The organism is Glaciecola sp. 1036 (assembly GCF_050306235.1).
Lineage (GTDB): Bacteria > Pseudomonadota > Gammaproteobacteria > Enterobacterales > Alteromonadaceae > Glaciecola.
The window spans coordinates 571087-587688 of sequence record NZ_JBLWFH010000001.1; the positions used below are offsets into that span (position 1 = coordinate 571087).

Below are 16602 nucleotides of genomic sequence, written 5' to 3' on the forward strand. Positions count from 1 at the left end.
GAGACCTTCCCCCTGACGGGAGAATAATCCCGCCAGGGTTAGTAAAATGAATGCGTGGCGCTAAGAAGCTAAAGGCTGTGTGAGCGCTTTGGCTGCTTGTTGCTGTGCATTAAATATTTCTTGTTTCGCAAACGTCAGTTCAACACCTTGAAAATGTTCATTGGCATATTCCAATGCACTATTCCAAGCGTTTGAAGCTTCCGCCCGCTCGATAAGCTTGTAAACAAGCCCTCGGGTTCGATCATCAACTTGCTCGGGTGGAATCACCGATGGCTCAACAACGTGTGTTGCTTGGCCTTCGATAATTCGCTCCGCTTCGTCTTGATCGAAAATTCCCACAAAGCCAAACGCAATGCGGGAACACTGGATCATGGATTTATGCCTTAGCATTCGCTTAGTGTGCGTCTGCCATGGACCATCTACACGGTAAGGGCCATTTTTGCCGTTACCTTCAAAAGGCGGTCGATAGACTTCATCCAGGTACTCAGTGATTTTGACTGGGTGCGAACGGTCGCGCCGATAGATGATGCATTCCATCCATTCAGGGCATTCTTTCGCGCCATCCAGTGAGACTTTGTTTTCTGAAGTCTTAAACTCCATGCCATCAAACTGGTCGTGTTGATTGATGATGCGAGACCATCCATCGACACCTACCACTGGAATAATTCCAGCTTGCTTATCAGGGAACGCAAAAATCTCTTTGGTGAAAGGGTTCAAGCCGTACTGATCTGCAACCACCAAAAGCGCCATCATCTGCTCATTGGTCGGTGCACTACCGTCACGTTGCTTGAATGCTGTTGCTTTTAGTGTATCGAACAACTTGTTTGGATCGACACTAAAGCGCTCAGCAAAGCGTTGGATTAGCTTTGGTTTTTCCATTGTGGACTCCGACAATCAAAGTGGGAGTCTGACCCTGACGGGAAAGTACTCCCGGCTGGGTTAAAGCGTTTTCACTCGGTTAAAAATCTGGTTCAGGATAAGTTTGTGCCCAATTAGTTTGGGAGCCTGCATCATCCGCCGCTGATGGCTCAGATGCTTTGTTCACACTATCCAGTAGCAGAAACTCGTCCGCGTCCACTTCGGTCAATCGATGCTTAATGCCATCTTTCTCCCATGAGCGCGTGCGCTGAGGCCCTTGAACAAAAAGCTTCGCTCCTTTTTGGATCAAATCTTTTGCCCTGAGCCCTAACTTAAATCCACCACGATCTCGAAAAACGACCCGATGCCATTCCGTATGCTCTTTGAGCTCATTGGATTGACGGTCGCGCCATTTCTCAGAAGTGGCCAGCGAAATGCTGGTCACCAAATCACCTGATGGATAGGCTCGCGTCTCTGGCTCAGCGCCAACGTAGCCTATGAGTGTTACTTGGTTTTTCATGATGTTCTCCTCGTCTTAGTTGAACTCTGTGCACACAGTCGTTTCTGCCCGGTTAGGCAAAGAAGACTGACAACGCAGATAGGTTGGTATTTCGAGTAAAGCCATGTCGTACTGATGTGGCTCTTTGTAAAACGCAGGTGTCAAACGTGGCATACCAGGAGCTTTAGGCACCGCCATTGGACGACGTTTTGGTGTTGGTGTGAGCAATCGCTTGATTTGAGTAAGTACAAATCGAAACGGGCGCACGCTTTGACGAGCAACCAATCGCAAAAGCGACCAGCTCAGTTTTGCAAGCAACATAATGCCTGCGATTTGGATAATAAATCCGAAGATATATTCCATTGGTGACTCCTTAATTTGGTTGTGAAGGAGTCACCCCCAACTGGGGAAAACTCCCCCAGTTGGGTGGTGAAAAGGCGAACCGTAAGGAACGCATGGTTGAGCATGTAAAAACATGCAGGCTATTTGTTTAAGGAGGCTAGCTACCTCTTAGTACCACTGAGAAAACTCAGCGGTGGGCTTCCTTTGAGCTCATGCTCTTCGGCGCAGATATCACTGAAACAGATCAGCAATATTTGATAGTCAGTGTAACCGTCTTATCCAGACAGGATAGTTAGAAAGATGCCCAATTCTTCCACCTAGCTGAAAGGCCATTACCTCACAGAGGATTAGGCTAGGGACTGATTATTGTCATATCAGGAGCAAACTTATGGCCCAAGCAAAACCCAATTACTCAAAACCCATCTTTGAACAATCATTCACAATTAATAGCTTACAGGCGCAACGTGTCGTTGACCGTGTTTTTAGACGGACGGTCAGTGCGCTCTACGGAATCGATGTCATCCTGCGCATCATTGGCGATGAGAACGAAATTGATGAAGTGGAACAGATCATTAGCCAGCTGATCGAGGATTGCGCTATGGCGGTAGACAACGAACAAGCTCGTTTGGACAAACTGATGGAGTCCAACGGTATCGATGAAGTACCTGACTACACCGATCCGATTACCTTCAACGCCAAAATCAGCTCGCCTCAGGTTGGCCAGTTTGTTGGCTTAGTGCGCAAACTCGATGCGTTGATGATCTCAATGGACACACTCTGGTTGTCTAGCGTGCTTAGCAACAAGCAACGTGTTGATGGCAACTACGCATGGCAACAGCGCATTATCAAACTTGCACGACGCATTATTGATATCGAAATTCGAGCACGGAAATCAGCCCAAGCTAAGGGTAAAGAAGCAGAGGTTGAACAAGCGGTGCCTTTAACCGATGACGATATCAGTGAAGAGGAAACAGATACTCCCTCCAACTAGCCAGCTAGGCTCCCATCACACAGCCCCTCTCGAAGGGGCTTCATATAAAGCACATAAAGTCCACATATGGTTACTCTAACGAATGAAAACCCACTTAATGTAACCAATTAGGCTCGCTAAAACCATCAGTTGACAATCTCACATTAAAGTCCTAAATTAAGAACATTAATTGAGAACATCTCGCATAGTGTAACCAAAGTAGGACTTTATAGTGAAAGGCGTGACAGCTACAGCATTAGCAGAAGAGATCGGCGACAGATTGAAGCAAGCTCGACTAAATAGAGACCTAACACAATCTGAAGTTGCACAACTTGCTGGCATTGCCCGCAAAACGGTTTTGAATGCAGAAAAGGGAAAAGTTCAGCTCGACATCATGATTGCTATATTAATGGCATTAGACCTCACACAGCAGATTGATCTTTTTCTCCCTAAACAAGAAATTTCTCCCTTACAGCTGGCCAAACTGCAAGGCAAGAAAAGGCAGAGAGCCTCTGGCCAGCGCAGTAACAAAGATGAGGAAGCACCAGAATGGTAATGGAAGTCATTACAATAACATACCAAGACGATGTTGTTGGAGCAGTGAGTTTTGACACTGAAAAGGGACTTGGATCATTTGAATATGATCCAGGATTCATAAAAAAAGGTGTCGAGCTGTCCCCAATCAAAATGCCATTATCGAATCGCATTTATAGCTTTCCCGAACTGGATTTCAATACCTTTAAAGGACTACCAGGTTTAATAGCTGACTCCTTACCTGATGATTTTGGTAACGCAGTTCTCAACGCATGGGTTGCAGGTCAAGGTCGTTCACCGGGTGACATTACACCACTGCAACGCCTCCAATATACGGGAAAGCGAGGCATGGGAGCTCTTGAGTATGCGCCAGCTAAAAAGTTACGAAGCTTAAATGCTTCACAACAAGTAGAAATCCAATCGCTCGTTTCTATTGCACAAGAAATCTTAGATTCACGAGGTAATTTTGAAGTAGAACTCAAACAAAATGGCCAAGACGATAGAGAGGCAATGCTGTCTTTATTATCAGTTGGCATGAGTGCGGGAGGAGCACGACCGAAAGCCGTATTAGCATTTAATGAAGATTTCACTCAAGTTCGCTCCGGCCAAGCCAAAGTGCCAAGTGGTTTTACTCATTATTTGATGAAATTTGACGGTGTTAGTGAACATAACAAAAATCAAGAAACCTTCGGTGACCCATTAGGCTATGGAGCAATGGAGTTTGTTTATCATCTAATGGCAAACAAATGCGGTGTCGATATGATGCCATGCCGCTTACTCCAAGAAGGCAACCGACGCCACTTTATTACACAACGGTTTGATCGAATTAAAAACAACAAGGTACACGTACAAACGCTAAACGGGCTTGCCCACGTTGATTATAAAAAGCCGGGGGCATTTTCTTACGCAGAGTTATTTGGCATTGCCAGACAATTGAAGCTTTCTGCTGTTGAAGCTGAGCAGCTATTCAAGCGCATGACGTTCAATATCATTGCTCGAAATCATGACGACCACTCAAAGAACTTTGCCTTTATTCTGAAAAAAGACAAATGGTCTCTCGCACCAGCTTATGATTTAGCTTATAGCTATAAACCTGGCAGTAAATGGGTGAACAGCCATTGGATGAGCTTGAATGGTAAAAGAGATAACTTTGCACGAAGTGATTTCTATAGTTTAGAGAAACTTAGCCCTGTTTTTAACAAGAAAAAGATCGACGATATTATTGATGCAACGATTGAGCACGTATCAACTTGGCGTCAGCTTGCTGGGGAATGGGATGTGCCAAAAACACTGATAGATGAAATACAAGAAAACTTGCGGCTCGATATTTAGTTAGCAGTAAAGTAACTATTCCTGTGAGCAAAAAGGATGGCCTCTTATTTTGCAAAAACTCACCCTAATTTACCACTAAGCTCACTTTCGTCTTACCACTCGTTGCATTTCCACTGAACCACAACCTTCAAGCCTGTAGACCACTAGTTTCATCAATCATCCAGCAATTGAAAACATGTGAACCAATAGTTTCACTGTTCATCCACTACTTTCACGCGTGACGATCATGTTACGTAAAAAAGAGAGGAACACCTGATCTCGGGGCAACGCTTCCTTAATCGATCCTTGTAACGCTAGTCCGGACCAGAGTGCGTAAAGACCTCTTGCGAGATCAAAAACTGGCATAACTGGGGTCAGATTGTGACGATTAATCAGGTTTTCCAACAGAATGGAAAATTCTCGGAGACTCGCCATTTTAACTTTTTCACTACGCTCAGCGAAACTCGGGTCGCGTCGGGAATGAAGTTGCAGTTCAACGGAGAGAAGCGACCATTGTGGATCACGCGCCAGCTCCGACAGGCGGCAGGCCAATCGTTCCAATGCTCCATCGATACCTTCGCTATCTGATTTAGATACTAGCTCTTGCATGAGGGAGACTTCCTGTTGGATATGTCTCTCTATGACTGAGAGCAAGAGTTCGTCTTTGCTTGTAAAGTTAGAGTAAAACGCTCCCTGAGAAAAACCCGCACGTGCACAGAGGTTTCGCAGAGAGGCGGCAATTATTCCTCCTTCTGCGAACATGCGATTGGCGGCGTCAATTAGGCGAACACGGGTTTGCTCTTGTTGTTCACGCCTCGTTAGGCGCCGAGCCGTATACGTCATTTTTAAATCCTCTCAAGCGACGCGCCGTTTTGGCGCGTCGTTATCGTTTTGTTTACTTATCGTTATTAGAAAAGCTGCCGCGAAGCTTGGTAATCCAAGCTCCAATCCCTTTGACTGCCTCGCTTCCTTTACTCAAAATCTCTCCGACTTCCTGTGCCAGCATTTCATGTTTAGAGCTCTCAGAATCTGGTAAGGGGGGTAGGATATGAGCAAAATAAGTCTTATCGAGGAACCAGTGTAACAGACGTTCGCCCATAAAGGGTTTACCATTATTCATCGCCCTTGCACCTTTAATCATGTTTCGGATGTCATATTGTGTTGGGCTAATATCCGGTACCTGTTTAGGAATGTTGAGTAGCTTATAGACTCCAATCCGTGCCGTGCGAATGGAAGTTTCCATAGTAAAAATAATGTCGTTTCTAGTCTCAACGAACTGCCCAACTAGACCTAGATTGGTACACCCTTCAGGTACTGGCTGAGGTCGGTCTCCTGCCGCACGTTTCATAAATTGAGCGGTAATGTAAGGCATGAGGGCGGTGCGGACTTTTGTTCTGGCCGCAACTTCTTCCAATTCGTCTTCTATGCCGAGATGATGGCAGAGTTCTGCGAGAATCTCTTTACCAGTGCATTGCGGCATAGGTTTTTTCACAAAATTTCCGTCTTTGTCCATCAGCAGGCCATATACCCAAACTACCAACGTATCTTCAGGTTGGCCCGGGAAATGTGGCTGACGGTTGATGGTGACACTTAGAAACCAATTAGAATCGGTGAAGGTGATGATCCCACCTGTCACTGTTCGCCCTGAATAAGGATCGTTGACCGAAAGCTCCGTCAATTTATCCACCAGAGGAGAGGATTTACAGGTTAGCGTTGCGGATTCCCATATCGATTGATCAACGTCACCGTAAAACTTCTCTGGTTTACCAAATACGGGGGATTTTTCGGCAAGATTTTTCCAGAGGCTCCAACCGCTGTTCTCGCCTGGATCATGACGGTCTACCTTCAAATCTGGCACCGTATTCATGTCACCATAGGCGGTGTTTTCTGTCATTGACCCGGTGAGTGCAAAGACCAGGTCGCCATCCGCCACGTCAATGCGTTGCTCTTCGCCTGCTACGGCACAGAGTATACCCGTAACTGTTTTTTTGTCGCTAGACTCCGTCATCTCGAGGTCATATACGCGAGTTTCAAGCTGAAACTTCACCCCTTGGTCGCGTAGCATATTAGCTAACGGTTTAATGAAAGTATCGAACTGATTGTATTTCGGGAAGACAAGAACAGACATGTCACCAAATCCGTCAATGGAATCGAGGAAACGATGCATGTAGAGCTTAGTTTCTAATAAGCTATGACAGTTCTTAAAGGCAAACATACTGCGGAAAAGTGACCAAAAATTACTTTCAAGAAAGCCTGTGCTGAAGTATTCCTCAATGGTGATATCATCGAGCTCTTCTTTGCGTTTAAGGAGCAGTCGTATCATTTCACGCTGCTGGGATTTCGAGAGACCGAAGTCGGTGAAATCCATGATCTCTCCGCAGTTATGCATTAATCTGGCTTTAGAATAATTCGGGTCGTTGTCGTTGACCATGCGATACTCATCGAGGACTGAATATCCTTCAGGCAATTCGACCGCGGGTACGTCCTGAAACATATCCCACAGAGTGTCGTAGTTCCAGTTCATTTCACGGCCTCCACGAACGATATACCCGTCTTCCGGGTTACCAGAACCGTCCATGGAGCCACCTTCGACCGCCATTTCTTCCAGAATAGTGATGTTTTCTGGCGGCATATGTGCATCCCGGATTAAGTAAAAGGCAGCGGCCAGACCACCAATACCACCACCAACGATATAGGCTTTTCGTTTTTCCACGCCCGGGGTAGGTAAGGGGCGATGTCTTGCATAGGGGCCGATGAAATCATGCGGTGGCAACGTGTTTGGTGGTCGATGATGCCAGTAACCGGAAGTTGCGTCGGGTTCGTGCTCGAATCCCTCGGGTGCAGTTTTTCTAATCTCGAAGCCTGGAATATTTGGGTTGGCCATGAGCTATCTCCTTTTTTTATAATGATTTTAGACTGAATGTCTAAACACCTTGAATTTAAGAGTAGCATATAATTTCTGGATATCAATTGATATTTGAATTTCGACTGATATTTAAAGTTGGCTTGTCGTAGATCAATATTGCGCAAGTTCAGTGTAATTGATCCGATCCCCCTCATAAGAACTATAATTGAACACACACTCTAAATAACTTATATGGACACCTCATGGCGTCAACCTTTTTGACTCCGATAAGTGACAACTGACAGAATAGTTGCAAGCATATATTCGGCTTCAATGAGCCCTGATGAAAATCCGCACTTCCCGTCCTCATTAGTTCCATGGCTTTTTCAGCCAAGTTATTTACCAGGTTTTCGGGAAGTCGGTTCTACCTGTCAGAACATCAACTTACATTAACAACTTAAGTAAATTTTCACACGGCTTTATATGACTCTCCTGTTTTAACTATCGCCCATGCCATCCGGGCATTTTTGTTCGCTAAAGCGACAATGGCTTTGTTAATGCCACTTTGGCTGATAATTTTTTTCAACCAAATCTGTAACTTATCACATCGTTCCGATGGCAACTCTTTTACCCTATAAACCACAGCTCTGGCACCATGGATCAACAACCCACGTAAATAGGAGTCTCCCCGTTTTGTGCTCCCTAAAAGCCGGACTTTGCCACCACTGCTACGTTCTTTCGGAACAAGGCCAAGATAACCCCGCTCATAGCTTTTTACAGTAGTAGTTTTATTGTGATGCTATCTGATAAAGGGACCGATTGATTATTGTCATGCCATTAGCATCAAGAGCATTTCGTTTTTAGTGGTAAGTTGACTGCAACGAGTGGTAAGACGCTTTGAAATTAGTGGTAAAGAGCGACTGCAAAGAGGTGGTAAGTTAAATGCCATTAACCAATTTCAGGCCATCCCGAGCCAAACAACAATTTAGCACACACGGTTATGGTGAATTATCTGAATCAATTATTCCCCGAAATTTCTTCCGTCGCCTCCTGACGCAGTTTCTGGGCATCCATTCCGTTTAGCCGCTCAATGGCTCTGTCTGCGGCACTTTGACGGTTTCCATCAACGTTTAGCGTACTTCCTGAGCCAGTGAGTCTTTCCAGATCCAGTGACGGTATTTCAGGTAGGTTGCCCGTGATCGACAAGATGCCTATCCATTCATCCAGATTGACTTGGCTCCAATCTACCTGGTTTAACTGACTCGCGGTCAAACCTTCACAGTTTGGTGACTTGGCACTGCCCCAACCAAGACCCAATTGAGGACGTACTTGTTCTTGAATGATCCGTGAAAGTGGCGAAGTAAAGCAGCAATATGACTGCCGTTTTTCAACACAGGCACCTAAGAACCTAGACTTGCAGTAAGAACCTACATAGTGGCAACTCTTCAATACCCGCTTAGCGTTCATCTCAAACTCACTCTGCTCACATTTCCAGATAAGTTGAATGAGGATCATGGTGACCGAATAAATCATGTAGGCCGTCATAACCGTACTCAGAACCGCGCCCGCAGCGCCCCCCAGGGCAAAGTTACCGCCCGAAACGACACCATCGGCTCCAACCGCGCCACCAACGTTGCTAAACAGTGCCGATTGCGCCCCCGAACCAAAGGTCGTACCTACCCATTCAGCCGTTTTGTTGGTCAACACCTGCATAAAGCCAGTCGCAGCTTGCTCCGCTCCCGCGCCAGCAGCCGTTGATGGCCCAGCCCCCATGAGAGAGTCCCATGCAGACACAAAAGGCTCTTTAACCGCACTCCAGGTACTCGTTATCGGTTCCCTGAGCGTATTCCACGAACCATAGATTGCCGAAGACGGATTCATGGCCATGACTGCCGTATCAAGCTTGTTGACCGCCACTATCATCGTGATGTAGTCCGATAACGACACGCCACTTGGCTTTTCACAGCAATCCACTATGCCGCCAACGGCTTTTTTGCACTGGCCAGCATTACCTTTAAAGACCGTACACTCGACGTTATCTTGGCCATCAGCGCCCGTGCATGACATATCATTGGTCATAAACTGCGCCGCATTAAGCATCGCAGCTGCTTCTGCAAAGTTAGCCTGCTTGATTGACTCTGGCTCTAAACAATCTGTGCCCATACAGCGAACTGGCCCCTCACAGTTGTATTGAGTTTCCATTCGAGCATTTTGCACTTCAACGCTTTGTCCGCAGTCATACACCAAACTTTGGATATAACAGAAGCCTTCATGACCAGCCCCGCCTTCAGTGCATTCGGTTCTGACATACTGGCAGGCAGGGTTTTGCTCTAGCGCGGCACACGTATTGGTGGTCGTGTTTTGTCCGTTATTGACGATGGTTTGTGTATTACCATTGGCATCTACCCAGCTATCTGAGCTGCCCATGTTGAACTCTGGATGAGCAGTCGAAGCATTGTAGGTCGCTCTTGCCCTCCAGCATGAGAGCCCCAGTCCATCAGAACTGCCGCGACTGGTTAAATGAGCAGGAGACGAAACTACCGCCGGATAAAGGCTTCCAAGTTTGGCCAACTCGCCACTACCAACCGTTAACCCATCGATTCGTTTTGTGCCCGTATCCAAACACTGCCACTGCACCGCAGTGAACTGATCTGTTTGCATCAAGCATTGGTCTATGCCCGGATCACTTGATTGATGAACAACGTCCTGCTCTAAGTACTTGCCGGAGAAGGTCAATGAAGCTCTCAGTTTCGCAGGAGCCAAACACTTCTGAACTTCTCGGCTGCAAGTATCGAAATCGACTTTATTCCAGCCGGATTCACATCTGGAACGAGTGACTTCCTGAGGTTCATGCCACGAAATAATCGACCCATTGACGACTTTACACAATGAACCAACCAAGGTTCCTTTTGGACAGGTCATTTCAGGGTATTTAATGGACGGTTTCGTCTCAGTCACCGTTTCCTTATTGCCCGTCAGTGAGAGTGTCGTTTTCCAGCCATTTGCCTTGGACGGCGACTCGGTGATTTTTATCTCAGTATTTTGATTATCAAACACTCTCAGCGTCGCGTTTCCAGTTTGCATGGTGCTGCTGTGCTGTGGAACAAAGCTGAGCGTTTCAGAGCTAAAGCAACCGCGCTCAATGGACCAGCTTTGTTGATGGGTTTCAGCGGATACACGTCGCTCTAACTGACACTGAGTAAGCGTGCTGATCTTCTCGCATACCTGGTAATCCGGTACATGCTTGGTTTCAGTAAATGGCGTAATCGTCTGAGTAGGCTCACAGGCCTCAAAACTATTTGGCATAAGGTTGGATACCACACACTTTGGATCGCTGGTTTGCAAACCACAGTCATAGGTATCGGTAAAACGAATGCATTCACCTTTATCATTGGTTTCGGCACATACTGACGACATGAATCCACAGGAAGGATTCGCTTCAAGCACTTGGCAGGCCTGATTTTCAATCCCCTTATAGCTTTCGTCATCCACACTGACTTGTACACGCCGACACAAAGGCGATATGCCAGCAACTGGGCTTGGTGCAAAGTAGGATTCACAAACTGAAACACCATTGACCACCGTACATCCGTTGGTTGAAGACGGCTGATCCGTGCATTGAATGCTGTAGTCTGAAAACTTCGTCGGGATATCCGCTGCTTGTTCGATACAGGACTGTGGTGACCAACTATCATTCATCACCACCTTGGTTGGATCAAAACGCACCTTGATGCGTGCATACCCCTCACCACTGCCCGTAACCGATACGCGAATTTTTACCGGCACTTCTAAACCTGGTTCTACCGCTTTTAGCTTGGCAGTGAGATCGGTATTTGGATTGCGCTCCCAGCTGGTACTGAGCTCGCAGCGACCTGCCGTTTCTGGTGGAAAGTTATTGTTCGGCCCAGACCAGACTTTCTGATCGCCAAGCCACACTTGCATGTAGTCATCCCATTTGGCGTACTCAAGAACGGCTGAGGTAATCGCATCGGGATTCACGACTTTGAGTGTGATGGCCTGTTCAAACACCTTACAACGGCCACTCCAGTAGTTGTCGCCAATTCGTCCTATCCAAACTTCAAGACACCCCTCACCACAAGAGCGAAGGTTCATCGGCCCTGAAACATGCTCAATGATGCCTGCCGTGTAATCGTGAGTAATAGTGCAGCTGTTAACCGCTGTATTGAGCCTGTCACATTGCTGGTAATTTGGGCTGCCTTCACCTTGAGACTCACAGCCGGGGAAGCTTTGGGTTAATTCACATGAGCCAACCCAATCTATCCACGACATCTGTACCGGTGGATGGCCTTGCACCAGATGGTGACGTTACGTCTATGAGTACAGCGCCAGAACCCAAAGCAGAAACACGTAAACAATCATTAAAATCAAAACTAGGGCTGGGCTTATAACATGGCGTTATCAGTTAGCTGGCTCGATGCCAGGTTAAATAAAGAAGCAAAAGAAACCGTAGTAAAAGCCGACCGAGATGGGCTAAGTGCTCGGGTATCGCCCAAGGGCAAAATTGTTTTTCAGTTTCGTTATCGGTTCGATGGCAAGCAACAGCGGGTAGACATAGGTACTTACCCCCTTATGAAGCTTGCTGAAGCCAGGAATGAGCTGGATAGGTTAAGGGCAGTACTTGATCAAGGCCGAAACCCCAAGCTCTACCTACAGCAGGAACGGGCTAAGTATTCTGCTAATCAAAGCTTCGAATCGATTTTTCGAGACTGGATAGACTCTGCCGGTAAGCAAGGACTAAAGGAGAAAACGTGGCACTACCAAAAACGCAGCAGTGAAATATACTTGCTGCCCCGACTTGGCAAGTACCCATTAACTGACATCAATGAATTGTCCTTGCGAAATTGTCTTCGTGAGGTTTCGGAGTCGTCCCCTTCAAACACAGAACGTCTGGTGTCTGTGCTGCACAAGTTTTATGACTGGCTGATTGATGAACAAATTTTGGAAATTAACGCTGCCGCTGGGATCACAGCAAAAAAGGTTGGCGGTAAAAAAGGAAAACGAACTCGGGTGCTAAATGACAACGAGATCAGGATACTTTGGCGCTATTTGCACGAGTCAAAAATCACTGAGAAGAATCGCATCTACATAAAACTGCTTCTCTTATTGGGAGGGCGCAAGGGCGAACTCATTCAAGCTGAAAAGCATCACTTTGACTTGCAATCTGCAATGTGGACAGTGCCCATAGAGATCCGCAAACAAGGTGAGAAAATTGGAGCGCCGATCATGCGGCCATTGATTAGGCCTGCTATCGAGCTGATTGAACTGGCGATGCAGATGAGCAAATCAACTTACTTGTTTCCCGCGAACGGACAAGAAGAGCTTGCCACAAATGGCTTTGATACCACTATTCCTAACAATGTGAAAATCTGGGCTCGCAGATCGCTCGGTATTGAGATGGAACACTGGTCTATGCATGATCTTCGCAGAACGATGCGAACGCGAATGTCTGCCATCACGACGCAAGAAGTTGCCGAGTTGATGATTGGCCACAGCAAAAAAGGGTTGGATGCTATCTACAACCAATATCAGTACCTGGATGAAATGCGTCATGCTTACGACGTTTGGTATCAACAGCTAGAGACCATCATCGAGCCGACAGGCTTTCCATTCAACTGGCGTTTCGGACAATAAAATAAAAGAAAGAGGCTCAGTCCTCTTTCTTTTCATACTCTTCTAGGTCTTCAATGTGCCACAGCTTGTTTCGTGTATTTCGGTTGATACGAGGTTGCGGCAAGCTGCCATCTTTTATTCTTCGCCAAAGCGTCGTATAGCTAATGTGGTAACGAGCCATCACTTCGTAAGACGTTAGAAAAGGGGTTACTTGGTGAGCTACTGCTGTCATCTGCATTCTCCTGAAAATCAATGTAAAGCTATCATCGCCTGATTCATCACTTGTTGATGGTCAGAAAGATGCATGATTTGTTCAGAAGATCAGCCTTATCAAAACACAAATGTTGCTATTAGGTACTTTTCAGCTCAAACCTATGAATAACAAGGGCTACAAGGCGGTTTGTGTCATGAATAGCAATCAACACGCCTAACGAGAAAAATTTGTACACACTGTTTGTACACTCGCAACGATGACACACCAAAAACCACAATGACGAACCCTTTAAATTCATAAGCTTATAAACAAAAAACTAGAGATGATCGCATTTATTCCGCTTTTGTAATGTCGAAACCAAAGTGCCAAAAGCAGGAGGTACTTTCTTCATCAAAACCAGTAACAGCAAGGCCTACAGCCAGATTTGTGTCATGGAAATTTCGCCAAAGGCCTCTAAAACGGAATTTGTACTCAAGTTTGTACACACTTTCCGAGGTTACGCTTGAACATCATTGAAAAGCAAAGAAACGAGAAAAAGACAAAAAGCCTTTAAATTCAGTACGTAGAGATGTGATTGTGGTGTGCAATGAAAGGTGGTTTTAAGCGTTGAAAGGCTGGGCGGCATCCGGGTGCGAGATAATAGCGAAAGTTCTTCGCTTATTAATTTCTTTTAAATAATTGGCGTTTGCCATGTAGCTACAATCCCAATACGTCAAAATAGATTACTAATAAAACTTACCAGCTAAGCTTTTGAAATAATGAGATTTTAAAAGACCTTTCTCGTCTTTTTAGAAAGCAAGCAGAAGTAAGCATTATTAATTTTGTGCGTATTATACAGTTAAGCGCGCCAAAGGCACGTCTGGAATTGCTTTTTTGTCATTTGCATGCAATAAAAATTGCCTCTAGCGCGACTAAATACTCGGAATTATGCAGCTCAAATTACAGTCATATGGGCGTCGAAATCCTATACAGAAGTAACATGAAACAAAATAAACAGCTGATGGTTCTAATATGATTCCAGCGAGTCCAAACAGTCAAATAAGTTGTCCACATTGCCGCTAGTTGCTCTTTTGGTGCATCTCTTAGGGCATTATTAAGCGGTACATTTTTGACCGCAGTGCAGGCAAACATTCCAAAAAAGTATATTAACCCAGCGATTCTTACGTAAAGGTCGTTTGTAAGAAAAACTAGCATCAAACTACTTAAGGTGGAAGCAAAAAAGATGGGCATAAACAAAGATTTTAGGATGACTCTATTAATACAGTTCATACAGACTACTGCGGTATGATCTGGTAATAGAGCCAAACTTTTCATCATAAAACTAGAAAACACAAAGTAAACCCCTGCCATTAAGCCACTACTAACTAGCGTAAAAAGTAAAAGCATTTGTTGAAACATTATGTTGCACCGGTTAATTACTTAGGAATGCCGAGCTTAATAAATGTTGAAAACACAAACTTTGCAGAAATTTCAAGCTACTTGACTGAACGTGCATTTTTTAATGGTTAAAAAAATTACTTGATTAAAATTAAATTCAACATATACTTGACCAATCAAGTATATTTTAAGTTTAAGGTTATTTATGTCTACGACAAATCAAAGCGCCATTGTACGTACTTTATGGACAAGTACTGGCGTAATATCAAAACATTTGGATAACAGCCTTGGAGCTGTACATGGAATAGGGCTAACAGAGTACATGGTGCTTCTAAGCTTATCAGAAGCGCCAAATCAATCATTGCGACGCATCGATATTGCAGAAGCGCTATCAAGAACTGCATCTGGCATTACCCGGCTACTCATGCCGATGGAAAAAATTGGATTGGTTGAGAAACAAGCAAATGAAAGAGATGCCCGAGTGAGTTTGGTTAAACTAACTTCTACGGGGGAATCTTTGCTTAAAAACGCCACTGTCACTTTTGAGAAAAAAGCTGAAACCCTGTTAAAAAATTTAACTGATAAGCAAACGTCGAGTCTATTAAATTTGCTAACCAATATCTGATATTTTAAGCGAGAGCACAGCGTAGACTTTAGGCTGACCGGGCAAAAGTCGCGTTCTCTAAAAGGGAAACTTTTGCCCCACACTATCGCGTAGTCGGCAGGCTTTTAAAGACAACTTTCAGCACGTCACTACCGCGAAAGCGGTAGTCTCCTGAAGACAACTTTCACCCGTCACTACCGCGTAGGCGGTAGTCTCCTGAAGACAACTTTCTACCCGTCACTACCGCGTAGGCGGTAGTCTCCTAAAAACATTGAGCTCAATTGTGGCCGTTCAGGAAAATTTTGAAAATCAGATTATTGTAAAGTCACCTCTTCGGTAAGCAGACACTGAGAAATTAAATAAAAACAATGGAATTTAGAGGAAGTTTAGACTCAGTTTCTTTGAAGAACATTTAAAATGGGCAGCTGAACGCCTGTAAGGCATTGTGTTAGTCCCGATCGGGTTGTTCTGTTATATTTCCAAGATAACTTTGAATTGCTTGCAAGTGTTGATGGTGTTTAAAATCATTAGCGCAACAACAGTACAGTGGCTCATGATAATCCAATCCAAGGTAACCAGCAATTAGTTCAAATTGACTTGTAAAACTAGAAGGCAATTCTGCATCTGTTCCTGTGGCGATTACAGAAATTGGCTTACCCCGCAGTTTACGGCCAAGTTCTTTATTTACTGTCAGCAGATCGGTGAACCTATCAAAGAAGGTTTTAAGCTGGGCCGACATTGAATACCAATATACCGGCGTTGCGAAAACAACAAAGTCCGATAATAAGATTCTTTCAATTAAAGGTATGAAGTCATCAGTGATATTGGCATGTTCGTAATCAAAATAAGAAATTGATAGTTCCTGAAGATCTACGATTTTAGCCTCAAGATTTTCAGCTATTACTTGGGCTAATTTTGCAGTATTTCCATTAGACCTCGAACTAGCCAAAACAACTAAAAAATTCAAATCGATTTCCTTATCGCATAACTTTTAAATAAGAGCCGATAACGCGTGACTTTATTTGTTCGCCATGCGTTAATTTTAAAAAGTACATAGTAACTAGTTACCGGCTTTAGGTAATACTACCAACAATAAAGTAGCCAACGGGCCGAGCAAAAGAGAAATGAAAAACCATATGAGGCCACCTCGGTTTTTGGATTGTGCTAACCCAGCATTAATAAGAGCTAATGTACCCCACCCAACAAAAAAAGGGCCGGTATCTAAAACTTCCTGTGACATGGATACTTCCTTATAAAATATACAATACTTAAAATTAGCCGTCTGAAGCAATTAAAGAATACTAGACTATCATACTAAAAATAAACATTACTCAGCTGGCGCATAGACACAATGACTCCCTGTGAAATGCTAGCCTCCGCATTTTCGTGGGTTAGCTGAAAGCCAGTGCCATAATTA

The 16602-nt window shown here is 44.8% G+C and carries 15 protein-coding genes and 3 pseudogenes; 6 read left to right on the plus strand and 12 right to left on the minus strand.

All coding sequences use genetic code 11. The features are described 5' to 3' along the window. Positions 1 to 60 precede the first annotated feature (60 nt). The 3 genes from bet to ACNKW3_RS02560 form a co-directional block, all read right to left on the minus strand. On the minus strand, positions 61 to 879 hold the full coding sequence (gene bet / locus ACNKW3_RS02550; protein ID WP_000414662.1) for a phage recombination protein Bet: 819 nt from the start codon (positions 877 to 879) through the stop codon (positions 61 to 63). A 79-nt stretch (positions 880 to 958) separates the two neighbouring features. Beyond that, a complete protein-coding gene (locus ACNKW3_RS02555) occupies positions 959 to 1378 on the minus strand; it encodes a single-stranded DNA-binding protein (RefSeq protein ID WP_199467232.1) in 420 nt (139 codons plus the stop codon). A gap of 15 nt (positions 1379 to 1393) precedes the next feature. Then, entirely contained in the window at positions 1394 to 1720 is a 327-nt protein-coding gene (locus ACNKW3_RS02560; RefSeq protein ID WP_427397688.1) for a hypothetical protein, read from the minus strand. 367 nt (positions 1721 to 2087) lie between these two features. Here ACNKW3_RS02560 and ACNKW3_RS02565 point away from each other — a divergent pair, with 367 nt between their 5' ends. From ACNKW3_RS02565 to ACNKW3_RS02575, 3 genes are all read left to right on the plus strand, one after another. Continuing rightward, the gene (locus tag ACNKW3_RS02565; RefSeq protein WP_427397689.1) at positions 2088 to 2690 is read left to right on the plus strand and encodes a hypothetical protein; all 603 of its coding nucleotides are present in this window, start codon (positions 2088 to 2090) and stop codon (positions 2688 to 2690) included. A gap of 211 nt (positions 2691 to 2901) precedes the next feature. After that, a complete protein-coding gene (locus tag ACNKW3_RS02570; RefSeq protein WP_096086396.1) occupies positions 2902 to 3225 on the plus strand; it encodes a helix-turn-helix transcriptional regulator in 324 nt (107 codons plus the stop codon). Then, positions 3225 to 4535: a type II toxin-antitoxin system HipA family toxin gene (locus ACNKW3_RS02575; protein ID WP_427397690.1), complete on the plus strand. Its 1311-nt coding sequence runs from the start codon at positions 3225 to 3227 to the stop codon at positions 4533 to 4535. Before ACNKW3_RS02570 ends, ACNKW3_RS02575 begins: the two co-directional genes overlap by 1 nt. 198 nt (positions 4536 to 4733) lie before the next feature. On the opposite strand, the gene ACNKW3_RS02580 is transcribed toward ACNKW3_RS02575, so the two are convergent. The 5 genes and pseudogenes from ACNKW3_RS02580 to traN all read right to left on the minus strand — a co-directional run. Further along, positions 4734 to 5123, minus strand: coding sequence for a hypothetical protein (locus ACNKW3_RS02580; protein ID WP_427397712.1), 390 nt, complete (start codon positions 5121 to 5123; stop codon positions 4734 to 4736). Between the two features lie 48 nt (positions 5124 to 5171). Then, positions 5172 to 5357: pseudogene (locus ACNKW3_RS02585) on the minus strand (TetR family transcriptional regulator); the annotation flags it as partial. Between the two features lie 52 nt (positions 5358 to 5409). Further along, on the minus strand, positions 5410 to 7398 hold the full coding sequence (locus ACNKW3_RS02590; protein ID WP_427397691.1) for an oleate hydratase: 1989 nt from the start codon (positions 7396 to 7398) through the stop codon (positions 5410 to 5412). Between the two features lie 430 nt (positions 7399 to 7828). Then, a pseudogene (locus tag ACNKW3_RS02595) lies at positions 7829 to 8116 on the minus strand (transposase); the annotation flags it as partial. Positions 8117 to 8376: 260 nt separating this feature from the next. Then, positions 8377 to 11616, minus strand: a pseudogene (traN, locus tag ACNKW3_RS02600) (conjugal transfer protein TraN); the annotation flags it as partial. Positions 11617 to 11621: 5 nt separating this feature from the next. Between traN and ACNKW3_RS02605 the strand changes: the two are divergent. Both ACNKW3_RS02605 and ACNKW3_RS02610 read left to right on the plus strand, forming a co-directional pair. Then, a complete protein-coding gene (locus ACNKW3_RS02605) occupies positions 11622 to 11768 on the plus strand; it encodes a hypothetical protein (RefSeq protein ID WP_427397692.1) in 147 nt (48 codons plus the stop codon). Position 11769: 1 nt separating this feature from the next. Next, positions 11770 to 13011, plus strand: a complete 1242-nt coding sequence (locus ACNKW3_RS02610; protein WP_008305558.1) for a tyrosine-type recombinase/integrase — start codon at positions 11770 to 11772, stop codon at positions 13009 to 13011. A 16-nt stretch (positions 13012 to 13027) separates the two neighbouring features. On the opposite strand, the gene ACNKW3_RS02615 is transcribed toward ACNKW3_RS02610, so the two are convergent. Together ACNKW3_RS02615 and ACNKW3_RS02620 are read right to left on the minus strand one after the other, a co-directional pair. Next, complete coding sequence (locus ACNKW3_RS02615) at positions 13028 to 13222, minus strand: helix-turn-helix transcriptional regulator (RefSeq protein ID WP_000127614.1); 195 nt, start codon at positions 13220 to 13222, stop codon at positions 13028 to 13030. A 927-nt stretch (positions 13223 to 14149) separates the two neighbouring features. Further along, complete coding sequence (locus ACNKW3_RS02620; RefSeq protein ID WP_427397693.1) at positions 14150 to 14602, minus strand: DUF1772 domain-containing protein; 453 nt, start codon at positions 14600 to 14602, stop codon at positions 14150 to 14152. Between the two features lie 184 nt (positions 14603 to 14786). Here ACNKW3_RS02620 and ACNKW3_RS02625 point away from each other — a divergent pair, with 184 nt between their 5' ends. Beyond that, positions 14787 to 15206 carry a MarR family winged helix-turn-helix transcriptional regulator gene (locus ACNKW3_RS02625; protein WP_427397694.1) on the plus strand — a complete coding sequence of 140 codons (420 nt, stop codon included), beginning with the start codon at positions 14787 to 14789 and terminating at the stop codon, positions 15204 to 15206. 427 nt (positions 15207 to 15633) lie between these two features. On the opposite strand, the gene ACNKW3_RS02630 is transcribed toward ACNKW3_RS02625, so the two are convergent. Further along, on the minus strand, positions 15634 to 16152 hold the full coding sequence (locus tag ACNKW3_RS02630) for a flavodoxin family protein (protein WP_427397695.1): 519 nt from the start codon (positions 16150 to 16152) through the stop codon (positions 15634 to 15636). 93 nt (positions 16153 to 16245) lie between these two features. After that, on the minus strand, positions 16246 to 16425 hold the full coding sequence (locus ACNKW3_RS02635; RefSeq protein WP_427397696.1) for an antitermination protein NusB: 180 nt from the start codon (positions 16423 to 16425) through the stop codon (positions 16246 to 16248). Positions 16426 to 16602 lie beyond the last annotated feature (177 nt).